At 33.4% G+C, this 13012-nt stretch carries 16 protein-coding genes and 2 tRNA genes; 10 read left to right on the top strand and 8 right to left on the bottom strand.

Annotation, left to right across the window (positions count from 1 at the left end; genetic code table 11):
- Positions 1-31: 31 nt before the first annotated feature.
- Both Q9Q97_RS13700 and Q9Q97_RS13695 read left to right on the top strand, forming a co-directional pair.
- Positions 32-733, top strand: a complete 702-nt coding sequence (locus Q9Q97_RS13700; RefSeq protein WP_306157958.1) for an SMI1/KNR4 family protein — start codon at positions 32-34, stop codon at positions 731-733.
- A 21-nt stretch (positions 734-754) separates the two neighbouring features.
- Positions 755-1840: a hypothetical protein gene (locus Q9Q97_RS13695; protein WP_306157956.1), complete on the top strand. Its 1086-nt coding sequence runs from the start codon at positions 755-757 to the stop codon at positions 1838-1840.
- A gap of 36 nt (positions 1841-1876) precedes the next feature.
- Here Q9Q97_RS13695 and Q9Q97_RS13690 read toward each other — a convergent pair whose 3' ends face one another.
- The 3 genes from Q9Q97_RS13690 to Q9Q97_RS13680 all read right to left on the bottom strand — a co-directional run bounded on the left by Q9Q97_RS13690 (position 1877) and on the right by Q9Q97_RS13680 (position 5189).
- Positions 1877-2530, bottom strand: a complete 654-nt coding sequence (locus tag Q9Q97_RS13690; protein WP_306157954.1) for a hypothetical protein — start codon at positions 2528-2530, stop codon at positions 1877-1879.
- 30 nt (positions 2531-2560) lie between these two features.
- Positions 2561-3520 carry a quinone oxidoreductase gene (locus Q9Q97_RS13685; RefSeq protein WP_306157952.1) on the bottom strand — a complete coding sequence of 320 codons (960 nt, stop codon included), beginning with the start codon at positions 3518-3520 and terminating at the stop codon, positions 2561-2563.
- Positions 3521-3776: 256 nt separating this feature from the next.
- A complete protein-coding gene (locus Q9Q97_RS13680) occupies positions 3777-5189 on the bottom strand; it encodes an aminopeptidase P N-terminal domain-containing protein (RefSeq protein ID WP_306157950.1) in 1413 nt (470 codons plus the stop codon).
- Between the two features lie 259 nt (positions 5190-5448).
- On the opposite strand from Q9Q97_RS13680, the gene Q9Q97_RS13675 reads away from it, so the two are divergent.
- Positions 5449-5886: an META domain-containing protein gene (locus Q9Q97_RS13675; RefSeq protein ID WP_306157948.1), complete on the top strand. Its 438-nt coding sequence runs from the start codon at positions 5449-5451 to the stop codon at positions 5884-5886.
- Between the two features lie 52 nt (positions 5887-5938).
- Here Q9Q97_RS13675 and Q9Q97_RS13670 read toward each other — a convergent pair whose 3' ends face one another.
- From Q9Q97_RS13670 to msrB, 5 genes are all read right to left on the bottom strand, one after another.
- Positions 5939-7183 carry an RNA polymerase sigma factor gene (locus Q9Q97_RS13670; protein WP_306158382.1) on the bottom strand — a complete coding sequence of 415 codons (1245 nt, stop codon included), beginning with the start codon at positions 7181-7183 and terminating at the stop codon, positions 5939-5941.
- 62 nt (positions 7184-7245) lie between these two features.
- Positions 7246-7581 carry a YciI family protein gene (locus Q9Q97_RS13665; protein WP_125722392.1) on the bottom strand — a complete coding sequence of 112 codons (336 nt, stop codon included), beginning with the start codon at positions 7579-7581 and terminating at the stop codon, positions 7246-7248.
- A gap of 83 nt (positions 7582-7664) precedes the next feature.
- The gene (locus Q9Q97_RS13660; protein WP_306157946.1) at positions 7665-8117 is read right to left on the bottom strand and encodes a carboxymuconolactone decarboxylase family protein; all 453 of its coding nucleotides are present in this window, start codon (positions 8115-8117) and stop codon (positions 7665-7667) included.
- Positions 8118-8288: 171 nt separating this feature from the next.
- On the bottom strand, positions 8289-8894 hold the full coding sequence (gene msrA / locus Q9Q97_RS13655) for a peptide-methionine (S)-S-oxide reductase MsrA (protein WP_306157944.1): 606 nt from the start codon (positions 8892-8894) through the stop codon (positions 8289-8291).
- Positions 8895-9053: 159 nt separating this feature from the next.
- Positions 9054-9608, bottom strand: a complete 555-nt coding sequence (msrB, locus tag Q9Q97_RS13650; protein WP_306157942.1) for a peptide-methionine (R)-S-oxide reductase MsrB — start codon at positions 9606-9608, stop codon at positions 9054-9056.
- Between the two features lie 296 nt (positions 9609-9904).
- On the opposite strand from msrB, the gene idi reads away from it, so the two are divergent.
- The 7 genes from idi (at position 9905) to Q9Q97_RS13615 (ending at position 13011) form a co-directional block, all read left to right on the top strand.
- Positions 9905-10432, top strand: a complete 528-nt coding sequence (idi, locus tag Q9Q97_RS13645; protein WP_306157940.1) for an isopentenyl-diphosphate Delta-isomerase — start codon at positions 9905-9907, stop codon at positions 10430-10432.
- 21 nt (positions 10433-10453) lie between these two features.
- Positions 10454-10864 (top strand): 6-carboxytetrahydropterin synthase, encoded by a 411-nt coding sequence (locus tag Q9Q97_RS13640; protein ID WP_306157938.1) that lies wholly within the window; start codon positions 10454-10456, stop codon positions 10862-10864.
- A gap of 3 nt (positions 10865-10867) precedes the next feature.
- Positions 10868-11326, top strand: coding sequence for a peroxiredoxin (locus Q9Q97_RS13635; protein WP_306157936.1), 459 nt, complete (start codon positions 10868-10870; stop codon positions 11324-11326).
- 57 nt (positions 11327-11383) lie between these two features.
- Positions 11384-12352 carry a type I phosphomannose isomerase catalytic subunit gene (locus Q9Q97_RS13630; protein ID WP_306157934.1) on the top strand — a complete coding sequence of 323 codons (969 nt, stop codon included), beginning with the start codon at positions 11384-11386 and terminating at the stop codon, positions 12350-12352.
- A gap of 57 nt (positions 12353-12409) precedes the next feature.
- Positions 12410-12676: a hypothetical protein gene (locus Q9Q97_RS13625; protein ID WP_125722399.1), complete on the top strand. Its 267-nt coding sequence runs from the start codon at positions 12410-12412 to the stop codon at positions 12674-12676.
- Between the two features lie 76 nt (positions 12677-12752).
- A tRNA-Thr gene (locus Q9Q97_RS13620) sits at positions 12753-12826 on the top strand.
- A gap of 111 nt (positions 12827-12937) precedes the next feature.
- A tRNA-Thr gene (locus Q9Q97_RS13615) sits at positions 12938-13011 on the top strand.
- Position 13012: the final 1 nt, after the last annotated feature.

Genomic DNA, 13012 nt, shown 5'->3' with positions numbered 1-13012 from the left:
ATTCTGATTTTAATAGAATATTCCCCCAAAGATGACCATACAAGAAATCGAAAAAAAATACGGATTTGTGTATCCTTCTCTATACAAGCAGCTAAACGCCGATGGTATGCTAGATGTTGGAGAATATGGCCCAAATTGGTATACAGATGTCTATCCTACTTTAAAAGACAATCCGCCTTTGCTTTTGCATTCGTATGATTTTGAATCGCTGAATTTAAAATCTGTTGTAGAAGAAATCGAAGAACTTCAAGATCCCGAAGATTATCGAAATATTAATCCAGAATTTAAATTCATTCCGTTTGCTAAAAGCGGCGGTGGTGATCATTATTGTTTTTTCTTAAACGAAGAAAATAATGGAGACGTGCCAATCGTGTTTGTTTGGCACGATATGAATGAAGTGAATTATCTGGCAAAAAATCTTCAAGATTTTATCTTTAAAGTTTTGTTGATCGATATGTCTAAACAAGACGTGTACAATCAACTGACAGATGAAGAATTTAGAAGTGATATCGAATCGGTATTTAAATCGCACAAAAAATATCTTACTGATCGGCAAAATCAAATTTTATCAGCTATTCTAAAACGAGATATTGTCGATTATGAAATCAATGTTTCACCAAAAATAGTAGAATCGGCGAGAGGATTATTGACAGATCACGAACTGGAATCGATTGTCCATGAGGTAATTCCCTTTGATAAAATGAATCAAAGTTTTAAATATTCTATCGATTAATTTTAATATAAAATATTTCGTATGAGCTTTTTTTCCAATTTATTTAATAGAAATAACGATCCGAAATCGATCATTTCTTTTGATGTTATTGATCCTATTTACTCTTATTTATATAATGAGCAGTCGAGTCTTGAATTTAAAATGAAAGGAATTCAAGAAGATGTCCGGGTAAATTTATATTACTTTCCGGGTTCTTTGGATCATGAAGAAGGAAATGCAGAAATCAAAAAAGCTGGCTTTAATAATGCTTATGAAGTTTTGAATGAACTTTATAAAAAAATGAATATTGCGACTCTTTCTGATGAAATGATTCAAGAAGGTTTAGAATATGATTTTATACATATTCAGTTTTATTCTGAGCCAACTCCAGAGGAGAAAAAGTTCTTTAAACGTTCTATAAAAAACTTTGTAATCTTTTTTTGCTGTACGAATAGTTTAGAAATAAACGATTTTAAAATGCTGTATTCCGGAAGACATTTCTTTGACTATACCCAAGGATTACTGGAAAGTGAAGTTATAGATGTAAATAATCCGAAGAATGAAAGTGAAGCAATCGGAGTTCGAGATTTTAAATTGGTTTTGCAGGGAATTTGTCAATATTTAAATATTGAAGTTTCAAAAACGGTTGAACTTCCTTCAAATGAAGATTTATTAACGAGTGAAGAAGCGACAGAAGAAACTTTTCAGGAATTTATAAAATTGGTTTCAAGAGGAAATGTTGAAGATAAAGAACTGAAAAAAGAAGCTAAAAAGCTTTTTAAAAACTACCAGAAAGAAGCCAAAGAGTATCACGATATTGTTGAAGGTCATTTTGCTTTTTTTGAAAGTATCGATGCTTGGAACAGTGATTGGAAATTTGATCCAGAAGATGCAGAATATTTTATTTCGGAATTAATTGGAGAAGATTTTACTTTCGATTATCCCGAAGAAACGTATAGTCATGATTTGTTTCCGTACATTCAATCGGCATTAGAAAAACACGATCTTGAATTAATGACATACGACACGTACGGAGATAATTATTTGTTTTTTGTCGCCAACAAAGATGAAGTAGAAAGAATCTTAGAATTATCAGAATTGACGAAAATAGAAGTAAATCAGTTATAAAAAGAAACCCATTATTAAACATAATAGGTTTCTTTTTTAGTTTTTGATTTCACTTGTTGTAGCAGCATTTTCAGTATTGCAATTTGTATTATAAAATTTTACAACATCGTAAACTTTATCTTTTTTATATTCTTTATTATTGATCTTTTCTACAAGAATCGGACAATCTTCAAAGAATTTAGAAGCTACTTTTTTAAAGTTTTTGCCAAAGCCACCGATAGTGCTAATAGAAATGACTTCAAATTCTTCTCCGTGTGCAACATAATATTCTTCAATTGAGCTTGAATACATATTAGTTCCTCCAAAACCATTAGTTCCGAAGCCAGTGGGAGTCATCGAAGGAACGAAGATAAGACCTGAATTATCATATTTGTATAAAGAAACATTCCCTTCAATGAGAACTTTTAGCCATTTATGAAACCCATCGATCTCTTTTTTGTATTTGAAAACTTGAGAAACACCATCTTTTTCGATAACTATTTTATCAATTATCATCGGATCATAATCGGTACTTTTTGCATCTTCGTTTAATTTGAATTTAATAAAATTGTCACTTTTTATTTTTCCCAGACCAGTAACAGAAGTATTATCATCAAAATAAATTGTACAGGTCAGTTTTTGTGATTGAGCAGAACAAAAGATTAGGCAAAAAATAAGTAATAAAAAATAGTTTTTTGGTTTATTCATCATTAGAGAAAAGATTAATTTTTGGTTTCAAATCTAAGGAATTAAAATAATTTTTCCTGTGCTTTTTCTGCTTTCTAAAAAGTCGTGCGCCAGTTTTCCTTCTGATAATTTAAATGATGTCGGTTCTGAAAGTTTGATTTTTCCTTCGGTAATCCAACTGAATAATTGCGCTGCTCTTTTAATTCTTTCTTCTTTAGAATTTAAATAACTCCATAAATCGCCTCCAGTTAAAGTTTTAGAACCGTCCATAAGCATTCTCGGGTCTACAGGTTCAGGATCGCCGCCCGCCATTCCGAAGAAAACCACTTGTCCGCATTCTTTTGTTACTTCAAAACTTTCTTTTAAAGTGCTTCCAATACTGTCGTAAACTGCATCAACACCATTAGGAACAACTTTAAAAACTTCCGATTTCCAATCGTCATTGTAAAGAAAAACATGGTCTGCGCCTTGTTCGAATCCGATTTTTGCTTTTTCTGGCGATGAGGTTAAGCCAATAACTGTCGCACCCAAAAGTTTGCTTATCTGAGTAAGTATCTGTCCAACGCCGCCTGCAACTGCGTGTATTAAAACTGTTTCTCCTTTTGTGGTTTTGTGACTGTCTGTAGCGAGATAATGAGCCGTTAAGCCTTGAAGCAAAACAGAAGCAGCAGTTTCAAAAGAAATACTTTCAGACAATGGAATAATGTGATTTACATTTACCGCTACGAATTCAGCATTGGCAAACGGAGCGTCGGCAAAAGCCACACGATCGCCAACTTTATATTCGGAGTGATTATTTGCATCAACCACAATTCCTGCGCCTTCGTAACCCGCAATAAAAGGCGGATTTCCTTTTAAATGATAATTTCCTTTTCGTCGGTAAACATCAGCAAAATTTAATCCGATGGCTTTCATTTCGATTAAAATTTCGTCATTTTTTAAAACAGGATTTATTATTTCTATATATTCTAAAACATCAGAATTTCCAAAAGTGGAAAAAGTAAGTGCTTTCATTTTTAAATAATTTTAGAATGTAAAGTTCGGTAAAAATCAAAAGAAAAAGCCTCAAAATATTGAGGCTTGATTAAAATTTTATGCCACAGATTAGAAGGATTAAAAAGGATTTTTAAATAATCTGTGAAAATAAAGTTTGCCACGAATTTCACTAATTCTCACGAATTATTTTTGTAGACTATTTGAGAAAAATTAGCGGGAATTCGTGAAATTGCTTCGCCTATTCGCTGTCGCTCGAGTCGTGGCAAAAAAAAAACTATATTTTAGGAAACTTCATATCATTAAAAGTGCTTTTTTGTTTCGCTAAAGCCTCAATATCCTGCCATTTTCTTGGAGAATCTATAGAAAGGTTTTCATAAGAATCTTTAAGCATTAAAATATCATCTTCAATACGAACCCCGATATTCCACCATTTTTTATCGCATTTACTGTTTGCCGGAATATAAATTCCAGGCTCTACTGTAAGAATCATGTTTTCTTTTATAAGAGTATTAGGGCCATTGTAAGTTCCTTTGTCATGAACATCGAGTCCAAGAAAATGGGAGCAGGTGTGCGGATAATATAATTTTACATCTTTTGGGTCTGTAATAATACCTAATTTTATTAAACCTTTTGCAATAACATCTTTGGCAGCTTCATTCAGTGCAACTAGAGGAGTTCCTGCTTTACAGATTTTAAAAACAGCTTCTTGAGCATCATAAACAATTTGATAAATGGCTTTTTGCTCCTCGGTAAATTTTCCGTTTGCCGTAATTGTTCTGGTAACGTCTGCAGAATAGCCGTGATACTCAGAGCCAACATCCATTAATAACAATTGATTGTCCATTTTTGTAGCGTTGTTTTCCCAATAATGCAATATGCATCCGTTTGCACCAACGCCTATAATTGGAGCGTAACCTTCGGCTTCTGCTCCATAATGTTTGTGAATGTAAGTGTGAATTCCGTCAGCTTCGTTTTCACTCATGTCTGGGCCAACTGCTTTCATCACTTCGTTGTGAGCCACGCAAGAAAGCTTTACCGTTTTGCGCATCAAAACAAGTTCTTCGGGAGTTTTTATTTCACGAAGCGAACTGGTGATTTTGTCAAATAAATCTGTTGAGACTTCATTTGCTTGAGTAATTCCAGCTTTAGATTTAAATGATTTTAGCAGTGCAAATAAATTGTCTGGACTATTATTTTCTGCAACATCTGTTGGAATTCTGTCATAAATAATTGTACTGAATTTTGAAAAGTCAATGCCAAACGCATTAAAATCTTTTCCGTTGTAAACCGTTGTAAAACCAAGTTTAGCTTTTGCGCCTTCAATTCCCAAACGTCTTCCCGTCCACATTTCTCTGGCTGCATTTCTTTCTCTTACAAAAAGAACTTCGTTGTATTTTTCAGTTCCTTGTGCTTCTTTAAAAATCAGTAATACCGCATCTGGTTCTTTGTATCCTGATAAATAATACATATCTGGATTTGCATGATAGATATAATCCATGTCTCTAGAAAACACTCTTTCTGGATAAGAAAAAACGACGGCAACTGAATTAGCAGGCATTAAAGCTCTAAATGCTTCACGACGTCCTTGATGGAATTCTTTTGTGAGATAATCTGTTGGAAGGTTTTCTTGCGAATGAGCAAACGGAGCGGTCAATGCAAATACAAGCAAAAATAGGAATTGTTTCATTTTTTGGGTTTTTTATTGATGATTTTGGTTTTTTGATTGATGCAAATTACAAAAAAAAAGAAATCATCTAATTGAAATTAAATCTTTGATTTATAAAAGTTTAAAGAAAATATAGTAATTTAGAGACAGAAATAACAGTTTTATATAGAATTTAAATTGTTAAAAATCTCTAACTAGGCATGAATATTGAGTAAAGAATTTTTATAGAATTATTTTAATCTTCAAAAAACAAATTATAAATCTTTAAAAATATATTTTTATGAAAAAGTACACACTTGCAGTTCTTTCAATTTTAGCAATATTTTTTGCTTCATGTAAATCGTCAAAAACTGCTGGAAACGCAGGCAATTTATTTGACACAACTTGGGAGTTAGAATACATTTCGGGACCAAGAATTGCTTTTGAAGGATTATATCCGAATAAAAAGCCGCAAATTACTTTTGATCAGAAAGAAACAAAAGTTTATGGCAATAACGGATGCAACGGTTACAGTGCGCCATACACTTTGAGCGGTAAATCTCTAACTTTTGGAGAACCAGGTCCAACTACAATGATGTTTTGTGAAGGTGGAGGAGAACAGCAGTTTGTAAAACAAATGGCAAAAATTACAAGTTATTCTATTGATAAAGACGGAAAACTTAATTTGATTCAGGGCGATGTGCCAATGATGAGATTCAAAAAAGTGGCTAAACAATAGTTTGAAAATAGATATAAAAACAAAAGCAGATGATTCGTTTCATCTGCTTTTTTTATGCGGTAAGATTATTTAATTTTTGAATGTTTTTGCTAATGATATTTTTATCAGAAACGGTTTTGGCAAGATTTAAAGCACTTTCAAAATGTTTTAATGCTTTTTTGGAGTCAATTGAAAAATAAAGATTTCCGAGTAAAGAATAGTAAAAATGATTATCGGTAAGGTTTAATTTTTCGGCTTCGCGAATGGCTTCTTCATTGCCTTCTACTTTAGATAAAGCATACGTTCTGTTTAAAGCTACAATTGGAGAATATTCCAAAATAATTAGATTATTGTACAATTCAAGAATATTTTGCCATTTTTCAGCGGTATCATTTTTGTTCGTGTGCCAGTAAGCAATTCCAGCTTCTAAATGATATTTTGAAAGCGTATTTCCAGTTGATGATTTGCTTAAAAAATAAGTTCCTTTGTCTATCAATTCCTGATTCCAAAGGGATTCGTTTTGGTCTTCGTACAAAATAATTTCACCGTTTGACCCAGTTCTAGCTTCAAATCTTGAAGAATGAAAACACATTAACGCCATTAAAGCATTGGTTTGCGGGAGATTTGTATTTTGATTTTGAATCAGCAAATAGGTAAGACGCATGGCTTCGGTACAAAAATCTTTTCGTAGCGTAGTGTTTTGAGAAATAGAATAATAGCCTTCAGAAAAGAGCAGGTAAATCGTTTTTAAAACCGTAGGCATTCGGTCTTGTATTTCAGAAAGATTCGGATTTTTAATCTTGATATTTTCTTCTTTCAGCTTTTCTTTGGCGCGATTGATTCTTTTATAAATCACTTCTTTATTTGACAAAAAAGCATCGGCAATTTCACTTATTCCAAAACCGCACAATAAATTTAGCGCCAATGCAATTTGCGCTTCTTCAGAATTACTGGGATTACAAACCGTAAAAATCATCGCGAGCTGACTGTCGGCAATATTTTGATCTGATAAATCGATGTCAATTTCTGGATTTTGAAGTGGAGCATTGTGTTTGATTTTACCAGCTATTTTGGTTTCAAAAACCGTATTTCTTTTTAGGTAATTTTTAGTTTTGTTTTTGGCAACTGTATACAACCAAGCGGTCGGATTTTCGGGAGTTCCTTTTATCGACCAAGTTTCAGCAGCGGAAAGAAAAGTATCGCTAACAATATCTTCGGCAATTTCGATATGCTGAATGCCAAATAAGCTGCAGAGTACCGAAACTATTTTTTGATATTCTGTTCTAAATAAATTAGGGATAAGTTCTTTGTTCTCCATATTATAAAGCAAAATGCCTAAGTAAAGATACAAAGGCATTTTTGATATTTAATTCTTCAAAGTTAAACGGCCATTCTGATTTCGACATTTCCGCCAAAATTCAGAACTGGACATCCTTGCGCAATTTCGGCAGCTTCGTCATAATCTTTGGCTTTAATGATAATTAATCCGCCGATAGATTCTTTAATTTCGACAAAAGGTCCGTTTGTAACTCCTTTTGAGTTTACGAGTTTTCCTTGGCCATCCCAACGCTGTAAAGGTCTTGCCAGTTTATCCTGAGCCGCAAGACTTCCGAACCAGTTTTGCCATTGCTGTAAATGCTGCTGCAGTTCTTCTGGAGAGGGTTGTTCTTCTTTTGTTATAAAATCTCTTCTGAAAATCAATAAAAATTCATTCATTTCGATATGTTTTTATAAAGGATTAATTTTCTTTTTAAGTTGTATAAAGTTAATTGTTTTTAGAAAATAAAAACCAATTATCATTATCCAAACTGACCCACTCTGTAAGTTCCTGGAGTGTTAGCAAAAGCAATATTAAGACGATTCCAAGCATTGATTGCCGCAACTGCAAGAGTAAGATCTATTAATTCTTGTTCTGTAAATTCAGCTTTTGCGATTTCGTAAATTTCGTCTGGCACGTCGCAAGCATTTACCGCTTCTGTGTACGCAAGAGCTACTCTTTCTCTTTGCGTAAAATAAGGCGTTTCTCTCCAAGCGCTTAATCCTAATAAACGTTGAGTTGTTTCTCCAGCTGCTAAAGCTTCTTTTGAATGCATGTCTAGGCAGTATGCACAGTTGTTAATTTGTGAGATTCTAAAATCTACCAATTCCATTAAAGATTTTTCGATTGTTGCTTTTTTCAAATAACCAGAGATTCCAAATAATGTACTAACTGCTTTTTGACCTTGTTCGAATAAATTTAATCTAGCTTCCATGATGTATAATTTTTTAATGTTTATACCCTAATAACAATCGAACTTTCAGGATTGGACAAAAAATCTGAAAAAAAATAAAATATTTTTAAAATCTCAATGTTTATAAGCCTTTAGCAAATAAAAAAACCGTCCATTTTTTGTGGACGGTTTACAATAATGCTTTATTATTTGTTATTTCTTTTTCAGCTTGTCTTTAAAAACCTTTTCGAATTTTTCCAGTTTCGGCTGAATCACCATTTTGCAATACGGCTGATTTTTATTGTTCGAATAATAATTCTGATGATAATCTTCGGCTTTATAAAAAACTTTAAAAGGTTCCACTTTTGTCACAATTGGACTGTTGTAAACTTTGGCCTTATTGAGTTCGGCAATAATGCTTTGAGCAGCTTTTTTCTGTTCTTCGTTTTTGTAGAAAATTACCGAACGATATTGTGTTCCAACATCTGCGCCCTGACGGTTTAAAGTTGTCGGATCGTGAACAGTAAAAAAGACTTTGAAAATTTCATTAATATTTGTTACGGTTTTGTCATACGTAATCTGAACCACTTCGGCATGACCGGTTGTTCCCGTGCAAACTTCTTCGTACGTCGGATTAGCAACTTTACCGCCCGAAAACCCAGAAACGACAGATTTTACGCCATCTAGTTGTTCGTAAACAGCTTCAACGCACCAATAGCAGCCTCCGCCAAGTGTAATCGTTTCAAGATTTGATTTTTTGTTTTGCGAAATGCCATTCAGCGAAAGCGCAAAAAAGAATATTAAAAGTATATTTTTCATAATGAGAATTTTGTTTAAACATATAGAGACATAGCTTTTTGGAATCTTGATAAAGGCGTTTCACTTGACTAAATTCACATAGATTACTATGTGTGAGAAACGTGTTTCTTTTGATCTCCTTAGAAATTTTATAATTCTATGTTTCTATGTGTTTAGCTATTATTTAGAATCAGGAATAAAATCTAGAGCAATTGAGTTCATGCAGTAGCGTTTTCCAGTTGGTTCTGGGCCATCGTCAAAAATATGTCCTAAATGTCCGCCGCAACGACCGCAAAGCGTTTCGATTCTTTCCATTCCAATCGAATTATCTTCTTTAAAAACAATACTTTTTTTGTTTTCCTGTTCAAAAAAACTTGGCCATCCGCAGCTGCTCGAAAATTTAGCTGTCGATCTAAACAGTAAGTTTCCGCATGAAGCGCAGTAATACGTTCCTTTTTCGTCGGTATTCCAATATTTTCCTGTAAAAGGTCTTTCTGTGTCGGCCTCACGCATTACGGCATAAACGTCTGCGGGTAAAACCTTTTTCCATTCAGCATTGCTGACATTCAATTTTGTGGTATCGGTATTAGAGTAATAAGGATTTCCGGGTTTGCTTATTTTGTTTTCCATAACGACAGTTTTTGCAGATTGCTTTTTGGTATTTTGTCCGCAAGCTTGAAAAATAAAAAGCGGAATCAAAAAACAAAGGCTGAAAATTAGATTTTTAGATTTCATAAATTTTTGGGTGCTATTAGTCTGAATTTCAAAGATACGTCGAGATTTACCTTCAAATTACAGTCTGAGTTATTATTGAGATTTTTTTAAGTGTGTTTTAACTTTTTATTAGTTACGTAAAAGAGTACAATGTAGTTTTTATGTCTTAATTTTAACAGCTTTTAATTTTTAGCATAAAATTAGAATGTTGTAAATCAGTAAAATAGAAATTGGGTCTTGAGCTTGGCTTTTGACAATCGTAATTAGCGTTTTTAAGCCATTTCTTTTTTCGTATTTTTGTTTGCTTAAGAAGCCTTATGACAGAAGAAAACGTAATACTAGTTAATCAAAACGATGAACAGATTGGCTTGATGCCAAAATTAGAAGCACATGAAAAAGCGCTTTTGCACCGTGCCTTTTCGGTTTTTATTTTAAATAGTAAAAACGAAATTATGCTGCAACAGCGTGCTCATCATAAATACCATTCTCCGCTGCTTTGGACAAACACTTGCTGCAGTCATCAGCGTGAAGGTGAAACCAATATTGAAGCTGGAAGCCGACGTTTGTTTGAAGAAATGGGTTTTAAAGCAGAATTGAAAGAGCTGTTTCATTTTATTTATAAAGCTCCTTTTGATAACGGCTTGACAGAGCATGAATTGGATCATGTGATGATTGGTTATTATAATGATGAACCCAATATAAATCCAGATGAAGTAGAAGATTGGAAATGGATGAGTATTGAAGAGGTTAAAGCAGATATTGAAAAACAGCCCGAAATTTATACCGTATGGTTTAAGATAATTTTTGATGAATTTGATCATTATCTTGAAGACCATAAATTATAGCCAAACTAACCAGAAGCATAAATGAGAGTAACCATATCAAGAAAAGCACATTTTAATGCTGCACATCGACTACATCGAAAGGATTGGTCATTTGAGAAAAACGATGCCGTTTTTGGAAAATGCAACAATCCTAACTTTCATGGTCATAATTATGGTTTAACAGTAAGTGTTACAGGAAAGATTGACCCCGAAACTGGTTTTGTTTTAGATGTGAAAGTATTAGCGGATATTATACGTGAAGAAGTAGAAATTCCGTTTGATCACAAAAATCTGAATCTGGATGTTCCAGAATTTACAGATTTAAATCCAACTGCAGAAAATATTGCCGTTGTGATATGGAATAAAATTAGACAACGCATTCACACTGACTTTGATCTGGAAGTTGTGCTGAACGAAACGGACCGAAATTTTGTAACTTATAAAGGAGAATAAAAAATGTCATTAAAAATAGGAGATATAGTTCCGAATTTTACTGCGAAAGACAACAACGGAGAACTTTTTGAAAGCCAAAGCGTTTTAGGAAGAAAGCCCTTGGTGATTTATTTTTATCCAAAAGATAATACGCCTGGCTGTACTACTGAAGCATGCAGTTTTCGGGACCAATACGAAGATTTTAAAGATTTGGGAGCTGAGGTAATTGGTATTAGCAGCGATAGTGTAAAGTCACATCATAAATTTGCTACTAAACATAAATTACCTTTTATTTTGCTTTCTGATCAAGATAAAAGATTGAGAAAACTTTTTGGTGTCCGCAATAGTCTGCTAGGACTTTTGCCTGGACGCGTTACTTATATAATTGATAAAAATGGTTTGGTGATTTCGATATTTGACAGTGCAAACGCGGCAAAACATATTCCGAAAGCCTTAGAAATTGTTCAAGAATTAGTGTCATAAGATTACCAAAATAGTATTAGAAAAGAATTAATTAAACAAATATATTAGCCTAAAAACATGAGCCAAAATTTATACCCTTTGCAATTTGAACCGATTTTGAAAGAAAGAATCTGGGGAGGAGAAAAACTAAAAACAATTCTAAACAAACCAATCGTTTCTAATATTACTGGCGAAAGCTGGGAATTATCTACTGTAGAAGGAGATGTAAGTGTGGTTGCGAATGGAGTTCTTAAAGGAAAATCTTTAATGGATTTGATTGAGGAAACACCAGACGCTATTTTAGGGACTAAAGTTTATGAAAGATTTGGAAAACAGTTTCCGCTTCTTTTTAAATATCTTGATGCAAGAGAAGATCTTTCGATTCAAGTTCATCCAAATGATAAATTAGCAAAAGAACGTCATAATTCATTCGGAAAAACCGAAATGTGGTACGTAACCCAAGCCGATGCAGACGCTAGAATTATTGTGGGTTTTAAGGAAGATTCAAATAAAGAAGAATATTTAAAACACTTACATGACAATACTTTAGTTTCAATTTTAGACGATGTAAAAGCAAAACCGGGAGATGTTTTCTTTTTAGAAACAGGAACGGTTCACGCCATTGGTGCAGGTTTGGTTGTTGCCGAAATTCAGCAGACTTCTGATATTACGTATAGATTATACGATTTTGACCGTGTAGATGCGCAAGGAAATAAAAGAGAATTGCACGTAGATCTTGCATTAGATGCCATTAACTACAATAAAGTAGATACACAGAAAAAATACGAGACTAAAACGAATACTTCCAATACAGTTGTAGACTGTCCTTATTTTACAACTAATTTCCTTCCGTTAGAAAATAAATTAGAAGTGGCTAAAACAGGAGAAACGTTTACAGTATATATGTGTATTGAAGGTAATTTTGAAATTGAATACGACGGATTCAAGCAAGCTTACAAAAAAGGAGATACCATTTTGATTCCAGCTGCAATAAATGCATTTAATTTGATCGGAAACGCTTCAATTTTAGAAATTTACATTTCTTAGCATTAAATTTAAAGATAATATGTACTTTTGCAGACGCAAATTAAAATAATAAGAAAAATGGCAAACGTTAAGAATTTAAAGAAAGACATCAACTTCGTATTAGGAGATATTATTGAAGCAGTTTATTTGTTTGAGATGTCAACAACAGGAAATCCAACTCCAGAAACGAATGCTTTAGTCGATGAAGCTATTGCTGCATTCGATACTTTGATTACAAAAGTGAACGCTAAAAACGTTGAAAATAAAAAAGCACACTTCAAACAAATCAATGTTGAATTAGAACAAACTGCTAATCAATTGATTGAAAAAATCAACGCACTATAAGCGAAAAAAAGTGTAAAAAAGTGCAATTTTATTTTGGAGAATTGAAAATCCGCTTTATATTTGCACCCGTAATGAGGCCGATGTAGCTCAGCTGGCTAGAGCAGCTGATTTGTAATCAGCAGGTCGTGGGTTCGAGTCCCTCTATCGGCTCAAACGGAAACCATTCGCATCAGCGAATGGTTTTTTTGTTTAAATAGAGAGTGGTGCGAAATTTTTTTTGGAATATTAAAAAACATTTCTATCTTTGCACTCGCAAAATAGGCCGATGTAGCTCAGCTGGCTAGAGCAGCTGATTTGTAATCAGCAGGTCGTGGGTTCGAGTCCCTCTATCGGCTC

Origin of the sequence: Flavobacterium sp. DG2-3 (genome assembly GCF_030730925.1) — a bacterium.
Classification (GTDB): Bacteria; Bacteroidota; Bacteroidia; order Flavobacteriales; family Flavobacteriaceae; genus Flavobacterium.
Note: the sequence above shows the minus strand (reverse complement) of the source record. Positions and strands in the feature narration are given on the sequence as shown.

Excerpts from the sequence above, each read along its gene's own strand:
- msrA (WP_306157944.1), bottom strand. The coding sequence starts at position 8,894 with ATGAAAAATATACTTTTAATATTCTTTTTTGCGCTTTCGCTGAATGGC.
- Q9Q97_RS13665 (WP_125722392.1), bottom strand. The coding sequence starts at position 7,581 with ATGAATGAATTTTTATTGATTTTCAGAAGAGATTTTATAACAAAAGAA.
- Q9Q97_RS13640 (WP_306157938.1), top strand. The coding sequence starts at position 10,454 with ATGAGAGTAACCATATCAAGAAAAGCACATTTTAATGCTGCACATCGA.
- idi (WP_306157940.1), top strand. The coding sequence starts at position 9,905 with ATGACAGAAGAAAACGTAATACTAGTTAATCAAAACGATGAACAGATT.
- Q9Q97_RS13700 (WP_306157958.1), top strand. The coding sequence starts at position 32 with ATGACCATACAAGAAATCGAAAAAAAATACGGATTTGTGTATCCTTCT.
- Q9Q97_RS13680 (WP_306157950.1), bottom strand. The coding sequence starts at position 5,189 with ATGAAACAATTCCTATTTTTGCTTGTATTTGCATTGACCGCTCCGTTT.
- Q9Q97_RS13625 (WP_125722399.1), top strand. The coding sequence starts at position 12,410 with ATGGCAAACGTTAAGAATTTAAAGAAAGACATCAACTTCGTATTAGGA.
- Q9Q97_RS13635 (WP_306157936.1), top strand. The coding sequence starts at position 10,868 with ATGTCATTAAAAATAGGAGATATAGTTCCGAATTTTACTGCGAAAGAC.
- msrB (WP_306157942.1), bottom strand. The coding sequence starts at position 9,608 with ATGAAATCTAAAAATCTAATTTTCAGCCTTTGTTTTTTGATTCCGCTT.
- Q9Q97_RS13660 (WP_306157946.1), bottom strand. The coding sequence starts at position 8,117 with ATGGAAGCTAGATTAAATTTATTCGAACAAGGTCAAAAAGCAGTTAGT.
- Q9Q97_RS13685 (WP_306157952.1), bottom strand. The coding sequence starts at position 3,520 with ATGAAAGCACTTACTTTTTCCACTTTTGGAAATTCTGATGTTTTAGAA.
- Q9Q97_RS13670 (WP_306158382.1), bottom strand. The coding sequence starts at position 7,183 with ATGGAGAACAAAGAACTTATCCCTAATTTATTTAGAACAGAATATCAA.
- Q9Q97_RS13695 (WP_306157956.1), top strand. The coding sequence starts at position 755 with ATGAGCTTTTTTTCCAATTTATTTAATAGAAATAACGATCCGAAATCG.
- Q9Q97_RS13630 (WP_306157934.1), top strand. The coding sequence starts at position 11,384 with ATGAGCCAAAATTTATACCCTTTGCAATTTGAACCGATTTTGAAAGAA.
- Q9Q97_RS13690 (WP_306157954.1), bottom strand. The coding sequence starts at position 2,530 with ATGATGAATAAACCAAAAAACTATTTTTTATTACTTATTTTTTGCCTA.
- Q9Q97_RS13675 (WP_306157948.1), top strand. The coding sequence starts at position 5,449 with ATGAAAAAGTACACACTTGCAGTTCTTTCAATTTTAGCAATATTTTTT.